The following is a 17,299-nucleotide window of genomic DNA, read 5'->3' on the forward strand; positions in this document are numbered from 1 at the left end:
CGAGGCGCATGCTCAACCACTCACTGTTGTGATGGACAACATTGAGCTTGCACCGGAAAGCGTGCCCACTATCGCTAACAACGTAACGCATGGAAAGGCGAAATGCCTTTTTCATCCTCATCACACATTCGCACCATTGTTTGCCCTACCCTGGATTCAATGATGCCGGTTTACGCCGGATAGCAAATCTTTCTATAGCGCTTCCAGGCCACCTGATTTCAGGTTGAGCGTCAATTAAAATGATTACGTACAATTTTTTTTTGCCTGGCTATTTTTTGTTGTACGTTGGCCGGGTGTATGTACAATTGTTTTTGCTGAGATGCCCGTTCAGGCAAGGGATTATAACCGAGGAATAATGATGAAACGCGATTACGGTGGTGTTGGTACGATAGCTTTGAGAGCAAGTTCTTTACTGCAGGCGATGAGCCGGGATATTGAGGAGCAGCGGAAAGAGTTTAACCTGACAGAGTACCATCAGACTTATACTCGCAATGCAGTGGCAAAGCTACCTAAACTGAGCCGCCGTATCGTCGAACAATCCATGAAAGAAATGGAAGAACAGGGTTATGATTTCAACAAAAAGCAGGTCGGTAACGTTGAACAATATGCATTAACAATTCAAAACGTTATAGATATCTATGCGCATCGCAAAATTCCTAAATACCGGGATATACATCAGGAACCTTATGTGATTTTTGTGGTAAACCTGAAAGGTGGGGTATCGAAGACCGTCAGCACCGTAACGTTGGCACATGCACTACGTGTACATCAGGATTTGTTGCGTCATGATTTGCGGATTCTGGTAATAGATCTCGACCCTCAGGCATCAAGCACCATGTTCCTGGATCATACCCACAGTATCGGGTCGGTTCTTGAGACTGCTGCGCAGGCTATGTTGAACGATCTTGATGCGGAAACATTACGCGAAACCGTCATCCGCCCGACGATCATCCCTGGCGTGGATGTGATACCGGCATCCATTGATGATGGTTTTGTGGCCAGCCAGTGGGAGTCACTGGTTGCAGAACATCTGCCCGGCTCAAAGCCTTCTGAAGTCCTCAGGAAAAAAATCATTGACCGTGTTGCTGACGACTACGATTTTATTTTTATCGATACCGGCCCTCACCTCGATCCGTTTTTGCTTAATGGCCTGGCGGCCAGTGATTTACTGTTGACGCCCACTCCACCGGCACAGGTCGATTTCCATTCGACGCTTAAATATCTGACCCGCTTACCTGAAATGCTGGAGCGCCTGGAAGAAGAAGGCGTCGAACCGCGTTTAAGCGCAAATATCGGGTTTATGTCCAAGATGACCAATAAGCGCGATCATGAAACGTCACACAGTCTGGCGCGGGAAGTTTATGCAAGCAGCATTCTGGATTCATCCTTGCCGCGCCTGGATGGATTTGAGCGCTGCGGTGAATCATTCGATACGATAATAAGTGCAAATCCGGTGTCTTATCCCGGTAGCGCAGAAGCACTAAAAAAGGCCCGTACAGAAGCCGAACGTTTCACAAAGGCGGTTTTTGACCGAATTGAGTTCATCAGGGGAGCCGCAGAATGAAAAAGGTATTAGCACGCGGGCGTGTACTGGGAAACAGCAGTTCTGAGTTTGCCAAAATGCTCGAAGGGGAAGGTAATTTCAGGACCTTTACGCTTAAATCAGGTAAAACCGCAAAATTTGTCAGTACCGTTGTGTTTAGCGGAGATATCGAGGCTAAAACATTTGTTGACTCAGCTGTTAACGGGCGTGATCAAACCATGCTTACGCCTGAATCAGTTAGTGATATCTCGCGTACCATTAAGCTGCAACAATTTTTTCCGGCTATCGGTCGCGAAGTCGGTGGGCGTATCGAAATATTGGACGGTACACGCCGGCGTGCCGCATGTATTTTTAGCCAGACAAAATTTGACGTACTGGTCACCAAAGACGAGCTCAGCATTGCAGACGCGCGCCAACTGGCTATTGATATCCAGACAGCACGGGAACACAGTTTACGCGAGCTGGGCAAACGTTTTGAGATGATGTACGACAAAGGTATGTCCAAGGACGAAATAGCACGAGCGGAAAATATCTCTCCAGCTAAAGTTACGCGCGCGTTCCAGGCTGCTGCGGTTCCTGATGAGATGGTCGCCGTATTTCCCGTGATCAATGATATCTCCCTGGCTGACTACCAGTTGCTTCTCAAGGTGGCTGAAGATGCTAAAAATAAAGGAATGCCTGTTGCTGAACTGATGAAAAAGGTCAGGCAGCAGATTGCAGAGACTGAGGGGGCAAGTACGGATAAAGCGAAAATTATTGCGATAATTCGTGCTGAAAGTAAGAGTTTAAAACAGGCAGTGGGTAAGCAGGTTGAAACAGTAAAACTGCGCGAATTTGCCGATCGTCGTCAATATGCCAGAAAGAAAACTGACCTGAAAAAACGTCTGGTAGTCTACGAGTTCTCCCGAATTTCACCTGCTTTACAGGCGGAGATTGATGAGGCAATAAAGCAAATAATGGAAAAAATGCCTGGCGGTGAATAGAAAGTTTATCGAGTGCCGGGCGATCCCGGCATCGTCTGCCAGTCAAATTGTCCCGCCAAAAATTCGTATGTAACTGACTGAATTTTAATTTTTTTCTCGGATCCTTTCATACTGAAAGTCCCGAGGTTTTTTTCTGAGCCTACAGATAACTTCATCAGCGAAGAGGTTGAGCGGCGTGTATTTGGAAAGCATAACTGTCTTAAATAGTATCATTTATGCCGCGCCAGAATGCATCGCTCATTATGCAGCCACTCATAAAATTGTCCCGCAGAATTTATGTACTTAACTTTATGATAAATAAATTATTTTTTGATTTCTTTCATATTGAAAGTCCCACTATGATCTTCTGTTTTGGTTTGTAGATTTCGTATTAATCCTTGCCTGTAGTGCACTAGGTGCGGTTTCGACGCTGCGCCCTCTGCTTGCTGCGGGCAGATTTGTCGGCATCGCATAGGTCGGAACACAGACAACTTTAATCCGGCAGGATGTCTTTATGCACATCACACTTTTTCATGCATTGGCGCTTGTCACAAATATATCTGCGCTGGAGAAGCGGGCATTATGTGACTTAAGGGTGCAGATATATGTGCCTTCAATGTGGAACGAGCAAGCATCTGAGCTACACACTATGGGCATAAGAGGATACGTATTTATCTGGCAGCCAGGATAGTTGTAAGTTTCCAAAGCCACGACTGGCACAGAAACCGGGATCTAATTAAGCTCTGTCAGACGGGATATGTACTCTATACGCGTCACAACGATCCGGATTTCAAACCAAAACCGATGCGCATACATGCGCGTTCTGAAAACCGCCAGGTGCTGGATGTCCTGTCCCTCACACTGGTTGCAAACTGCGATTACAATCCCGACAGCGATTATCCGTCTGAAATCATGGCGCCATTGAAGCATATCGATGTGGCAAGGGGCATGCTTCAGGTTTATGAAAACGGACGTAAAGCCTGTAACAGCCCGCCTGAAGCCTCATCAGTACATGAACAGCTGCGCTACGTTATCGTGCTGCACGAGAAGGATAATGATAGCGGCCCGAACAAGCCATTGCGTCTTTGGTTGTCTGAAAAATTTTTGCGTTATGCGGCATCTCTGTAGAAGAGAGCCGTGCCTGACCTGGCCAGTTCCGCAACTGGGCTATCAGTACGGACCTGGCGAGGTAGGAGCAGGACAAAGTCATCAGGCAGGCGAGCCGGAAAAACGCAGCCGCCAGAACGGGGAACGTCTGGATGAACTGCTGGATGAAACGGCAGGGCAGGTGGGTTCCCTTGCGGCAGCCAAAGCGGGCAGAAAGAACGGCCATTACCATACCTGGGTCGCCTGATCATCGAAAATAATGGTTCAGCAGGTCATCGCGCTGGAATCGGTGCTGAAAACCGAACAGCCGAGGCGCCTGAATACCGATCCGGAACCCTATACTGCCCTCAAGCCTTAACATTGCCCTTTATTAACTTACTGCAGTCGGGCACGGTTTTGCGCTGGCACCGTGACATAAATTCAGCTTTGTCAGGTTTCACTAAACTAACCCCTTTTCTTATGCCTTTTATCGCATGAGTTGGTCATGTTGAAACCGAAAAATGGCGAAGGGGCATCTGAAAAGCACTTAACTTCGACACATGAGATTAGCGTCAAAAGTAGGGCCGGTAGCTATTAATTTCGAATATTAATCCTTAACACAGCATGCCCTTCAAAAAGGGTGTAGCTTTCGTGTGCCAGAGACAGCACTAAAAAGGTCGCTCCCTCCACTTAGTTACCGGTATAAAACCTCGCTTTATTAAAAAACTTTCGCGGTAGCTATGAAAATTAAGGTAGTTAACTGTATACGGATGGCATTGTCCATCACATAATTAGTTACAGCATTCATGAAGTCTTTTGGTAACCTCCATGTACATCCCGATACCCGGACCCGCTTCTCCTCACTGAAAAGTTGCCCCGCTCCGGGCCATAGGCTTGGGACAGACTTGGCTTTAAATAGGATGCTGTAACTAAAATCAGTACTGCTTTAAGATGTGTCGCTTCAGATTTCGTGTACACGCCCGTAAGTGCCTCACAGCACTAACGCGGAGATAGAGGCCTTGCCATGATCACCCCGATGGCGCACAAGGGGTTCTTCACCAGTATTGGCAGCTCTGACTTTGCAGCGAGGAGGGTTGGTGAAATATGTCAAACCGTAGCCGCCTTTGCCGGGCTACGGTACTACTCACCGACAAAACGGCATTTAAAATCTCCTGACGCTTTCAGGCGACATCAATGGATTGGTATCGAAAGGCTTGTTATACCCGAGCGCTCCTCAGAAGCCTATACCAGACCTTATAAGTACCGCATCCGGGAGGACTGACAACGCCGCTGCCGGTCACGACAATGCGCTTTTGACTTTCAGGCGCCACAGGTTAAACCTCCTCACTCAATTCGATATAGTAAAGGGCGTGATCCCTTCTTCAGAGATCACGCCTGATTAAGCGCTATGGTCGCTTCAAGGCTTCTTCGTCAGCAGACGTCGGTTTATCAGGACGAATGTTGAACCAGATTGCGTACATAGCGGGCAGGAACACCAGCGTGATGATGGTGCCGCCCAACGTACCGCCAATCAGCGTATAGGCCAGCGTTCCCCAGAACACGGAATGCGTCAGCAGAATAAATGCCAGAATGGCAGCCATTGCCGTCAGTAACACCGGGCGGGCGCGCTGTACCGTTGCCTCCACCACCGCATCAAAAGGTACCAGCCCTTCCTGCTCATTATGGTGGATCTGTCCTGTCAGGATCAGAGTGTTACGCATCAGGATGCCTGACAGCGCAATCAGTCCAACCAGTGCATTAATGCCAAACGGCTGGTTAAAGAGCAGCAGCGTGGGCACTACGCCAACCAGTCCCAGCGGCGCGGTAAGAAAGACCATCACCATCGCTGACATCGACCGCACCTGCAAAATGATGATTAGCAGCGTCATGGCGATCATAATCGGGAACAGCGGCGCCATCGCTTTCGTCGCTTTACCGGATTCTTCAATCGATCCCGCCTGCTCAATGCGGTATCCGGCCGGAAGCTTATCGATGACCGGCCGCAACGCTTTCATCATTGCCGTAGAAACATCCGGCGGCTGCAGGTTGTCGGCGATATCTCCCCTTACGGTAATGGTCGGAGTACGATCGCGACGGCGCAGAACAGGATCTTCCATTCGTACCTCAACCTCGCCTGCCTGAGAGAGCGGAATGCGCTGGCCGGAAGCCCCCACTAAGGTAAAGCCCGCTATTTTTGCCGGATCGAGCCGGATATCACCTGCAGCCCGTCCCATCACCTGCACCGAACGGATATCCTCCCGCACAGAGGTGATCGGAACCCCTGAAAGCAGAAACTGAAGCTGCTGCGCAACCGCGTTTGTTGTCAGCCCTACCGCCTGAAGGCGGTCCTGATTAAGCGTGAAATGCAGCGTCGGTACCCGTGGCCCCCAGTCGGTGTTGACGGTTCTCATCATCGGGCTGGCCTGCATCACCTTCTCTACCTTATCTGCAATTTCACGCAGGGTGGCGGGATCCGGCCCCATAACCCGGTAGGCCACCGGATAAGGTGAATACGGACCGAACACCAGTTGCGTCACGCGTACGCGCGCCTCAGGCGCCAGACCGCCGGCTGCCGCTTCGCGCAGGCGGAACTTAAGCGCCTCACGTGCATCCTGGCTGTCCGTCAGCACGACAATTTTCGCAAACGACGGATCGGGAAGCTCGGGCGCCATGGCCAGATAAAACCGCGGCGGCCCCTGCCCGATGTAGGAGGTGACGATTTTTGTCTCTTTCTGCTTTCTCAGCCAGGCTTCAATTTTCGCCGTGGTGGCGCTGGTCTCCTCAACAGAGGTGCCATAAGGCATCTGAACCTCAATCAGCACCTCCGGGCGATCGGAAGTGGGGAAAAACTGTTTTTTCACCAGCCCCATCCCGAGAACAGCAACGGCAAAGAGGGCAATAACGGTGCCGGCCACCAGCCATTTTTGCGCGATAACGCGGGTCAGCACCCGTCGAAAGCGGTTGTAATGACGGGTGTTGTAGAGGGCCGTATGCCCTCCCTCTACCGTTTTGATTTGCGGCAGCATCTTCACGCCCAGATAAGGCGTAAACACCACCGCCACAACCCAGGAAGCAATAAGGGCGATACCTACAATCCAGAACATATTGCTGGTGTATTCACCTGCTGTGGACTGTGCAAAACCGTTAGGCATAAAACCAACGGCGGTAACCAGCGTGCCGGCGAGCATCGGGGCGGCTGTGTGGCTCCAGGCATAGGCCGAGGCTTTGATCCGGTCATAGCCCTCTTCCATTTTCACCACCATCATTTCAATGGCGATGATGGCATCATCAACCAGCAACCCGAGCGCAAGGATCAGCGACCCCAGGGTGATACGGTCAAAGTTTTTGCCGGAAGCCTCCATCACCATGAAGACAATAGCCAGCGTTAACGGCACGGCGGCCGCGACCACAATGCCCACGCGCCATCCCATACTGACGAAGCACACCACCATGACCACCAGCAGCGCGACATAAAATTTGATCATGAACTCATCAACAGCGGAGCTGATGTTGACTGACTGATCGGTGACCTTGGTCAAGGTCATGCCGAGCGGCATACCCTCATTGATTTTGGCCGTTTCAGCATCCAGCGCGCTCCCCAAATCCAGGCCGTTCCAGCCGTCCCGCATGATGATGCCCAGCAGCAATGCCGGTTCACCCTGATTACGGATCAGGAAAGTCGCCGGATCTTCATAGCCACGCTCAACGGTTGCGACGTCAGAAAGTTTCAGGGTTCTGCCCTGCGCAACGATGGGTGTTTCCCGAATTTTTTCCAGTTTATCGAAAGCGCCATCAAGGCGGATAAAGACCTGCGGTCCCTGGGTATCAATTGAACCGGCGGGTGTCAGTACGTTCTGGCTGTTGAGGGCGGAGAAAATATCCTGAGGAGAAATACCCAGCGTGGCCAGCCGGTCGTGGGAGAACGAGACAAAGATACGTTCCGCCTGCTCCCCGATAATATTGACTTTCTTGACCCCTGGGACATGCAGAAGGCGCTGGCGCAACGATTCCGCATCGCGGACCAGCAGTCGCTGTGGTTCCCCTTTTGCTTTCAGCGCAAAGAGCGCAAAGGTCACATCGGAAAATTCATCATTAACCATCGGCCCGATAACACCAGCCGGCAGGTTTTTGGTCTCATCACCCAGCTTTTTACGCGCCTGATAGAATTCTTCCTGCACCTGTGAAGGCGGCGTACTGTCCTGCAGTGACAGCGTGGTAAAAGCCAGTCCGGGACGCGTGTAGGTTTCACTCCGGTCATACCACCTGAGCTCCTGCATGCGCTTTTCAAGCGGTTCGGCAACCTGATCCTGCATTTCCTGCGCGGTAGCGCCCGGCCAGGCAGAGATAATCGTCATCTGCTTGACGGTAAAAGGGGGATCTTCAGCCCGCCCCAGTTCAAAAAATGAGAGAACGCCCGCAACCGTAATCAGGATGATAAGGAACAGTGTGATTGAGCGCTCACGAACCGCAAGCGCTGAAAGATTGAATCTCCCCTCGCTCATAGCTGGCTCCCGGCGACGCGGGTATCGCTTTGTTCCATGCGGACGGCCTCACCGTCGTGCAGCAAATGCGCACCCAAAGCAACCACCTGCTCGCCTGGCCTGAGGCTACCCGTTATCTTTGCAGCATCGTCAGCCAAACCCAGCACCTGAACGGACCGCCATGACACTTTGGCGGGCTTACCTGAAATACTCCAGACACCCGGCCCTTTTCCTGGATCATAGATTGCCGCTAAAGGTACCTGCATCACCTGCCGGGCTGCTTTATCTTCTGCAATATGGAGCGTAACGGTAGAACCCAGCGGTGCGCCTGCCAGCATCCCTTCCAGCACATATCTAGCCTCAAAGGTGCGCGTCACGGGATCGGCCGCATCGGAGAGCTGGCGCAGCTTCGCAGGAGACGACTGTTTTCCTCCAGCGTATAACGTTGCATTAGCCTCGCTTCCGGGAGCCGGGCGTAACGTCTCGGGCAGCTGCACAACCGCTTCGCGCTGGCCTGCTCTGGCCAGCCTGACCACAGGCTGCCCTGCACTGACGACCTGGCCCGGCTCGGCCAGCGTATCCATGACCACGCCATCGGCGTCGGCCAGCAGCACGGCATAACCCGTTGCGTTTTGTGCCACTCTGGCCTGTGCCTGAGCCGCACTGAGCTCAGCTTTTGCCGTATCCGCTGCGGCTTTTATCTGGTCGTAGGCCGATGCCGATACGGCGCCTGTAGCGACCAGGCCACGATAACGCGCCTCATCATCAGCCGCCTGTCTGGCACGAGCCTGTACAGCCGCGACGGTCTGAAGCTGAGCCTGTGCCTGCAGACGCAGGTCAACGGGATCCAGACGCATCAAGGGCTGGCCACGCTTAACGGCCTGGCCGGTATCAACCAGGCGTTCAAGGATCTTTCCCTGAACTCTGAAACCAAGGTCGCTTTGAACGCGTGCGACAACAACGCCGGTAAATGCGCGGGAGGTATCGACAGCACTCACTACGGTTGCGGCTCTGACCAAAGGGGGCTGAGTACGTGGATCGCTGGCGTCGGAAGGCTCGCCGCAGGCCACAAGGGCAAGCGGCAACAGGCATACGGCTAAGGTGGCAGGTTTAAGCCTGTGCATGGGTTCCCTTTTTGATTTAACAGGACGGTGACGGCATTCTCAGACCAGTGACCATAAATGTCAATAGTCACAAAATCAGGGGGCAGGCTTCTCAGTATCAGTGATGGCGGGAGCGCAGCAGCAGCCGGCGTCTTTTAGGGCTGAACCGGACAGATATAAGGCCGCACAACCGGATATATTGCATGTGCAGCCTCGTCCGGCAGCGTTATTCGTTAAAAATCTCCCGCCTGCCGCCCGTTAGCCATGATGTACTCATTCAGTGGCCGCAGACGTGCTCAGTGTTTGCAATGCGGGCGCCTGACAGAAGATATTACTGGCCGACTGCTACTCAACGGATTAAGGATTACGTGGAATATGCAGACTATAAGGATCCTGCCGGCCTGAGTGAGCTGGCGAAAAAATTTTATTGTTCTGGCATTTCAAACCGGAGGGACTGGTAATTCTTGCGCAGATGCAGGCTCTGATACCCTGGCATAACGCCTCTGATCCCCTTAATCAGAAAACCGCTACTTATCCCGAAAGCCAGGCAGAGAATAAACTTCTTTGCAGAACATGCAGGACTGGCGGGATCACAATTAAGACGTTTAATGAAGATATAAAACCCTTCACGGATTTTCTCGTCGGGGCTTCTCAGCCATCGGCTAAAAGAGATGAAACGGTTCAGGCCCTGGCCGGCAGCCATGGGTTCTGGAAGCATGATTTCAGCATTGCAGAAGACAGCAAAACGCATGAGCCCTTTTAATTATTACCCGGGATCCGGGGCTTTATCTTCCGGTTAAAATTTATGCAATGAACAAAAAGAGGTGGCAGAGGTAATTCTTTACGCCTTTAATATCAAAACCAGGTACGAAAAAGGCATTAAAAATAAAAGTGATTATGACGATACTGGATTTTAAACAGGCCTCGAACGTACCAGCAGGACGGAAATACCATCAGCGATTTGTAGAATTCATGGTTATTTTCCGTTCCTGCTGTTCAGTCAGGCCGGGGTTAAATTACGCCAGCGTATCTTACGGCTGGCCTGTTTTTTTCTGGTATTGTGCCATTAAATATTTCTGCTATTTCGGAAAGATAGCAAATGAGCATCATGTTCGCTTTCCGTGATGGTTCCCGTTCCGCTGCTGGAGACAGTTGCACCAGTAGTCAGGCCCAACAAGGCCATACCGGGATTATCTCATTACGCTACTCTGGCAGGCTTTTTTCAGGATTGCCCATCACCATTGCGACGACCAGCCGTACCGCATCTTATAGCGAATAGCGTTTCCGCCTGTGGCAGTGAATTAAGCAGTAATGCCTGTAAACCCTACAGCAATGTACTTTACGGCTACATTTATGCACCGCGTAGCGACAGGCAATAAGGAAAAACCTGAATCGAAACGAACTATAAGTAAGGCTGATTCTACGGTTCATCATTTCATGTTATGTTGCATTGCCTGCAAAAACAGAATTCGTAAGAATCAAAATGGATCTCTATGGATAAAACAATTTATCTTGTCGACGACGATGAATCCGTCATTAGCTCGCTGCAAAATCTTCTCAGGTCGGAAGGCTATCTGATCTCGGCCTTTACCCGCCCGTCAGATTTCCTTGAGCAGAGAGATTATCCTACGCCTTGTTGTCTGATAGTGGATTTGAATATGCCCGGATTTGACGGTTTTGATGTTTCCGTACACCTTACCGCTCGCGGCCATGTTATCCCCACCATTTTCCTGACCGGCTACGGCACTATTCCGCTCACGGTCAGGGCAATGAAGGCCGGCGCGTTTGAATTCCTGACCAAGCCCGTTATGCCGGACGATTTACTGCGGGTGGTTGCTGACGCGCTTGCGCTGTCTGAAAAAAGCGCGGTTATCTCCCAGGAAAAGCTGGAAATTACCGGTCGATACGCTTCGCTTACTCCCCGTGAAAAAGAGCTGATGCAGTTTGTTCTTCTGGGGCTGCTGAATAAACAGATTGCCGCGGAAATGGGCATCAGTGAAATAACAGCAAAAGTGCATAAGCGCAGGGTAATGGAGAAAATGAAAGTCCGGTCGGTCTCAGAACTTGTCAGAACGGCGGAAAAGCTGGGGCTGCTGCAGGAGATGTAGTCATCCCGGCCCTCTTAAGACGCTCCCGCACGGGGCGGGAGAATATTGAGGCTTACACAACCCCCTCAACCGGCAGGGTAAACCAGAACAGACACCCGCCATCCAGGCGGTTTTCCGCCCGTAGTTCTCCTCCGTGGCGTTTAATTATCTCTTTGCTGATAGTCAGCCCCATTCCCATTCCTTCCGCTTTCGTGGTGTAAAAAGAATCGAAAATCTTTCCTGTTACTTCTTCAGACAGGCCGATTCCGTTATCGGCAACCTCAATACGGATAAGATCGCTGGCGGGATGGGAAGAGGCGATCCGTAAAGTACGCGCGCCGGCATTATTGGCCATCGCTTCAATAGCGTTGATAACCAGGTTAAGCAATACCTGCTGAATTTGTACGCTCTCGCAAAAAACCTCGTCATTTCTGGCAGTCAGATCCAGCTCCAGGGAGACGAAACGGCGTTCAAGCTCGAGCCGGGAGAGAACAATAATGTCTCGCGTAAGGCGATGCATTTTTGCTGGCGCAAACTTTGCAACCTGATTACGTGTGAGCGCCTGAAGACCGTGAATAATATCACCGGCCCTGCGGCCTTCACGGATGATTTCATCAAGGCTTTTGCTGGCGTTTTCCAGATTAGCGGGGTCGCGTTTAAGCCACCGCTGGCTGGCACCGGCGTTGGCCACGATAGACATCAGCGGCTGGTTGATTTCATGTGCGATAGAAGAGGTTAGTTGCCCAACGGTGGTTGCGCGTGCGACGCGCGCCAGTTCCGCCTGAGCGATCCTGACCGCATCCTCTGACTGGCGCTGTGCGGTAATATCCGTAAGCGTGCCGAAATACTCCGCTACTTCCGGCCAGTTTTCATTCGGCTCGCCGATCCCTTTAATGTAACGGCACTCCCCATCATCGCGGACAATCCGAAACTCTGCCTGCATGGTAACGCCTTCACGCACGCTGGTTTCGATCAGCTCTCTGAGGCAGGCAATATCATCCGGATGTACGCGCCGCTGGAACTCGGCCATGGAGGTCGCGACCTGCTCCGCAGGCAGCCCCATGATGCGTTTATATTCATCAGAGATGTACTGGATATCGGGCTCCAGATGCCAGTGCCAGGTGCCGGTATGGCTGATTTTTTCCCCGAGCATCAGCGAGGTCTGGCTGGCGCGAAGCTGCTTTTCAATTTTGCGGCGCTGAATGTTTTCATCGACCAGTTCAGCGTACAGACGGGCCGTTTCCAGCGATACCGCAGCCTGTGCCCCGAGCATGGCAACGATCCTTGAGTGATCGGCGGTGAACACGTCGGGCATTAACCGATTTTCCAGATAAAGCACGCCTACCATCTGCGCCTGTCTGAACATCGGTACGCACATGACCGCCGCGCCGGACGCCACCAGATAGTTATCCTGGCTGAACGGGCTGAACACTTCTGGCTTACCGGTACGGATTTCCTGGCCGGTACGGATCACGGCAGAAAGCACCGAAAGCGGAAGGTCGGTTGCTACGGGCAGCTCCCGCACGATTTTAACCTTAACCCCTTCCGTGGTCGTGGAGGCTCTTGCCTGAATCTCGGGCACATTGCCGTCAATCAGGCGGATCAGCATGCAATGCTGCGCCCCGGCACGCTCCACCAGCATCATCATCAGGATATGGATAAGCCGATCCAGATTGATTTCTTCTGTGAGGGCCCGCATTACGGTCACCATGCTCTGCAAATCGCTTGTGACCGCACTCTGCTCAAAAGATACGGTGCTCAGCGCAGTCCGGGACGTGTGGCTGGCGAGGGCCGGATACTGCGCTTCCAGCTGGCGAACTTTGGCGCCTGCTCCCCAATGCTCCCAGGCCGCCATGGCGCCTTTAATATAGGCATCACCGGCAAACGCCATCTCCCGGGCATACGCCATACGCGCGGCCAGTTCGCAGGCAAGGCCGTTGATATGATGAAATTGCCCCTCATGGGACAGCGTGATAGCTCGTTCAAACTGCTCCGATGCCCGCGCCGTTTCACCTTCAAGGCGAAGCAGCTCCGCGCGCAGCAGCGCCTCCTTGTCTGAAAACGTTTTCGCGTTTTCATTTGACCATGTCACGATCCTGTCGAGGTGCTTCCCTAACTGTAGCCGTAACGCGTCGGTCACAGAGCCGGAGCTGAGCGGTATCGTGACCGAAAGCGCGCTGTAAAGATGAAAATCGAGCATATGCACATGCCCCGGGATCAGCGCGGTAAACGGCTCGGCCTCTTTAAACCACCGTTGTGCGTCGGCGTATTCGTTCGCAAAAAAATGCGCCATCGCTTTATAAAGACGCAACCAGAACTGCATCAGATACATGGGTTCAACGGCATTTTCAGGTTTAACCACCGCCAGCACCGGCGTGACGAAATGATTACCGGTGAAGAGGCCGTCCCTGGGCTTACGCAGAAAAAGAACGTAGTCCAGCTGCATCCCGAGGATCACTTCAACGTCTTTATACTGCGCCTTTCTGACAAACAGCAGTCCGCGCGTAATTGACGTATGCACCCCGTCAAGATGGTCGCCGCGGGCAAGATAGTTCATGATGAGATGGCGCAACGCCAGGCAGGCAGATGTGCGATCGCCCGTTTCCACCCCAACGTCGAAAGCGGCTTTTGCCCGTTCAATGGCATAGGTCAGCGGCATCGTCCAGACGCTGACCTGATCCAGCGGCAGCAGCGTACGGGCTTTAAAACTGACGAAGTCATGCTTATAGACCAGCTCCCGCGCCAGAAGCGTGCTGGCAAAGCCACGACTGTATTCATCATAGCGATCGCCACACACCACTCCGTACCAGGAGAGGGCCAGCGTCGAAGCTCCGCTCAGGCCGTGCGCCATCGACAAATGCAGCAGCCTGCACAGGATTATAAAATGCAGCCGCGGATTAATGAAGGCGGCAAAGGTGCTGGCGCTGGCCAGCAGATCCATCACGGCTTCCGTGTTTTTGCAGGTAACCAGCGGCAGAGAACGGAAACGGGTATAGGGATTTTTCCCTACGTCCTCCTTCAGGATGATCCTTGCTTCATCACACTCTTCCTGAGCCGGGTTGCGGTTCAGCTGGATGCCAAACACCGCAAGCCAGGCGAGCGCCGTTTCCAGCGCAAGCTTGCTGTCCGACTGGCGCATATGAATTTCGGCAATCAGGCAGGCGGCCTCCGCTTTGTCCGCGGCTTCACCAGGCGAAGCGTGGATCGCCGCGCTTAATTTCAGCGCGGCTGGCAGATTACCGTTCAGGAACTCACACTCCGCTTCTTCAAGCAAAAATTCGCCGCTTTCTGCCTTACCCGCGCCCTGGTTAAGCAAACGAGCGGTTTGCAGGTAGCGCAGCGCTGAAATATAGTCGCCCATGGTTTTGGCGCGCCTGCCGGCTTTAAGCAGCAGCTGACAGAACCGCGCTGCATCTGGCGTAAGAAGAGAAAGCGTTTTGACAGCAAGCAGATGATGCGCCGCCCGGAAAAGCAAAGCGTTGGTAACATCAAGGCTGGATTCGTGAATGTAATAAAGCGCAGCAGCGCAATGGAAGCTGTCTTTATCTTCATCGTTCAGAAGATTAAGCGCCGCCTCGTGCATGGTGTCATGCATAAAGGCATATCCCGCCTCATTCAGCGTTATCAGCCGGGCCGTGACGGCCGGCAGAAGCGTTCGTTCTATTTCCGAAACGGGAACAGTGATAATCCTGCTCAACACGTCCAGCCCGCCAGCGCTGCCCAGCGACGCCAGCCTGCCCAGAAGATGCCGGGTCGGCAGCGGCAACGAGGTCAGATGCCGCAATACGCTGGCTGCAACGTTCGCCGTATAGTGGCAGTTTCTGAGGGCCTGCGGATCGCAGCTCCATTTTAATGGCGCATGATGGGTAATCAGCCCGTCCCGAACGGCCTGACGAAAAAATTCTCGTGTAGCGAGCGGATTACCGGCCGTTTTTTCGTGGATCACCCGGGCCAGTTCGCTTGTTGCCGAGCTGCGGGTATGAAAAAGTCCCGCAAGCCAGTCGGCGATGTTTTTTTCGGAAAGCGGTTCCGGCGTGATATCGGTAATGCGGACCGCACAGGCCCGTATACGATTCAGGTTGCCGGCGATGGTAGGACAGGGCAGCGAGACGCTGTCACGATAGGTAATCACCAGCAGCAGGGGAATATCTTCGCTTAAGCTCAGCAGATTCTGTAACAGGAGCAGCGTAGCCCGATCGGCCCAGTGCACATCGTCGATAAGCATGACCAGCGGCCGCCCGGAAGCCGTAAACGCCTTGACCAGGCTGCAGGCTACAAGATTGAAGCGATCTTTTGCATCAAGGGGATGCGAGTGCATCTGAACGGCGGCTTTCTGGTTGAGAAGGATGCCCAGCTCGGGAACCAGGTTAACAGCCAGGCCGGCATATTCTCCCAGCAGGCGCGTAATGTGGGTTTTCCAGCGCGTCATTTCCTGGGTGGGAAGGCCCAGCACATGGAGAGTCAGCGTCCTGAATGCGGCAGTAAAAACGGCATAAGGCAGGACAGGCGAATGCTGGTCTGCCTTCACGACGGTAAGCAGCGCTTTCTTATGGCGTAGTAATTTCAGCGCAGATCCGATTAGCGACGATTTCCCTGCGCCGGGCACCCCGCTTATCGCCACCAGACTGTGCTTGCCGCTGCTGCTGACCTCATCAAAAGCCGCCAGAATATCGGTTGCCTGCGGATGATCTGTACACAGGCTATCGGGTGAATAGTCCGCCGGCTGTGAATCTTGTAGCCCGAGCGTAAAAGATGCAATCATGCCGCCCGGCATCAGCGTGGCCGCACACCGGCCGAGATCGGCGAGGACGCCCTCAGCCGTCTGATAACGGTATTCCGGCGATTTGGCCAGCAGCCTGAGAATAATTGATGACAGAATAAGCGGGACGTCAGGACGAATAAGGTGGGGCGGTAACGCTTCCGAGGCAATATGGTGATGCACCCATTCGGCGTGCCTGCCTTCAGCGCTGCCGTAGGGCAGCCTGCCGGTCAGCAACTCATAAAGCACGATCCCCAGACTGTACAGGTCGCTTACCCGACTGACGGGATGGGCAGAGCGGGAAGTGTGTTCCGGGGACATGTACGCCAGCGTTCCACCTGCCACCGGCAGACGAGGATGCTGAAGTAGATCGTTGTCGATGAATGACAGCCCAAACCCGCCAAGATAAACGGTTCCGTTATCGTTATAAAAAAAGTTTGCCGGCTTGATGTCGCCGTGCACCAGCCCCTGCTGATGCATGCTGCCCAGCGTATGGCAGAGCATTGCGGCGCTGCCAAGAAAGTCGGGAATGCCGCCGGGCGGCATACACAGCATATCCGCCAGGGTACGATAATTAAACGTCCTGTAGATCAACGCATAGCGGCCCTTAAAAAGGGTATGCCGCTGGGGCTTCAAAGCCCAGCTTTCCGCCAGGCTGGCGCGAAGGGCATACTCGTTTTTAAGCAGCTGTGTGACGTGGAAAACCGCCTCTTCACTGGCTGCCGTGGCCAGCACAAAGGTTTCGCCGGTGGTGGCGTGTCGGCACAAAAGCCAGTCGATATTGCCCTCCTGCGCCAGCTGGCTAAAAGCAATATCCTCTGACAGCATCACTTCATCGCTTTCTGCGGCATTCAACTCCTGCGGATCCATACTCATTGAGGGGCAGCCTTTGAGGAGAACTCCTGACGGATGTGTTCAAACAACGTATCAATTTCGATGGGCTTTGGCAAAAACGCGATGGCGCCCAGATGAACCGCATACCGCAGCATGTTTTCATCGCCGCTGCCGGAAATGATAATACCCGGCGGCTTTTCCAGCCGCCGGGTAAGATTGATAAAAAGCTCAAAACCATCCATGCCCTGCAGTTGCACATCGATAATAAAAAGCGCGGCAGTCGCCATCGCTGCTTCATCGCCAAGAAGAGATTCTGCCGACTCGAAGGCATCGGTAAGATAACCTTCAGACTGAAGCAGGTTGGTCAGGCCATTGCGGACAGAACGTTCATCATCGACGACGACGATGCGCTGCGGCAGCTGCATGCTATGTTCCTTTATAAAG

The 17,299-nt window shown here is 53.0% G+C and carries 10 protein-coding genes and 1 pseudogene; 5 read left to right on the forward strand and 6 right to left on the reverse strand.

The features are described 5' to 3' along the window. Positions 1-358: 358 nt before the first annotated feature. The 4 genes from AB6T85_RS22780 (at position 359) to AB6T85_RS22795 (ending at position 3,859) form a co-directional block, all read left to right on the forward strand. A complete protein-coding gene (locus tag AB6T85_RS22780) occupies positions 359-1,564 on the forward strand; it encodes an AAA family ATPase (protein ID WP_253461364.1) in 1,206 nt (401 codons plus the stop codon). After that, positions 1,561-2,526, forward strand: a complete 966-nt coding sequence (locus AB6T85_RS22785) for a ParB family protein (protein WP_253461366.1) — start codon at positions 1,561-1,563, stop codon at positions 2,524-2,526. The genes AB6T85_RS22780 and AB6T85_RS22785 overlap by 4 nt, the downstream gene beginning before the upstream one ends. A 783-nt stretch (positions 2,527-3,309) precedes the next feature. Continuing rightward, positions 3,310-3,633: a hypothetical protein gene (locus AB6T85_RS22790; RefSeq protein ID WP_369896901.1), complete on the forward strand. Its 324-nt coding sequence runs from the start codon at positions 3,310-3,312 to the stop codon at positions 3,631-3,633. After that, entirely contained in the window at positions 3,617-3,859 is a 243-nt protein-coding gene (locus tag AB6T85_RS22795; RefSeq protein ID WP_369896902.1) for a hypothetical protein, read from the forward strand. The genes AB6T85_RS22790 and AB6T85_RS22795 overlap by 17 nt, the downstream gene beginning before the upstream one ends. A 938-nt stretch (positions 3,860-4,797) precedes the next feature. Here the strand turns inward: AB6T85_RS22795 and AB6T85_RS22800 are convergent. The 4 genes and pseudogenes from AB6T85_RS22800 to AB6T85_RS22815 form a co-directional block, all read right to left on the reverse strand. Next, positions 4,798-4,922: pseudogene (locus AB6T85_RS22800) on the reverse strand (hypothetical protein); the annotation flags it as partial. A 75-nt stretch (positions 4,923-4,997) separates the two neighbouring features. Next, positions 4,998-8,093: an efflux RND transporter permease subunit gene (locus AB6T85_RS22805; protein WP_369896904.1), complete on the reverse strand. Its 3,096-nt coding sequence runs from the start codon at positions 8,091-8,093 to the stop codon at positions 4,998-5,000. After that, positions 8,090-9,196, reverse strand: a complete 1,107-nt coding sequence (locus AB6T85_RS22810; RefSeq protein WP_369896906.1) for an efflux RND transporter periplasmic adaptor subunit — start codon at positions 9,194-9,196, stop codon at positions 8,090-8,092. The genes AB6T85_RS22805 and AB6T85_RS22810 overlap by 4 nt, the downstream gene beginning before the upstream one ends. A 403-nt stretch (positions 9,197-9,599) precedes the next feature. Next, on the reverse strand, positions 9,600-9,926 hold the full coding sequence (locus AB6T85_RS22815; protein ID WP_369896908.1) for a hypothetical protein: 327 nt from the start codon (positions 9,924-9,926) through the stop codon (positions 9,600-9,602). A gap of 742 nt (positions 9,927-10,668) precedes the next feature. Between AB6T85_RS22815 and AB6T85_RS22820 the strand changes: the two genes are divergently transcribed. Further along, the gene (locus AB6T85_RS22820) at positions 10,669-11,283 is read left to right on the forward strand and encodes a response regulator transcription factor (protein ID WP_253461377.1); all 615 of its coding nucleotides are present in this window, start codon (positions 10,669-10,671) and stop codon (positions 11,281-11,283) included. 52 nt (positions 11,284-11,335) lie between these two features. On the opposite strand, the gene AB6T85_RS22825 is transcribed toward AB6T85_RS22820, so the two are convergent. Together AB6T85_RS22825 and AB6T85_RS22830 are read right to left on the reverse strand one after the other, a co-directional pair. Next, positions 11,336-16,897 (reverse strand): ATP-binding sensor histidine kinase, encoded by a 5,562-nt coding sequence (locus AB6T85_RS22825; RefSeq protein WP_440135770.1) that lies wholly within the window; start codon positions 16,895-16,897, stop codon positions 11,336-11,338. Then, positions 16,894-17,280, reverse strand: coding sequence for a response regulator (locus AB6T85_RS22830; RefSeq protein WP_253461381.1), 387 nt, complete (start codon positions 17,278-17,280; stop codon positions 16,894-16,896). Before AB6T85_RS22830 ends, AB6T85_RS22825 begins: the two co-directional genes overlap by 4 nt. Positions 17,281-17,299: the final 19 nt, after the last annotated feature.

The sequence above is a fragment of the Erwinia aeris genome (assembly GCF_041224955.1).
Taxonomy (GTDB): domain Bacteria; phylum Pseudomonadota; class Gammaproteobacteria; order Enterobacterales; family Enterobacteriaceae; genus Erwinia; species Erwinia aeris.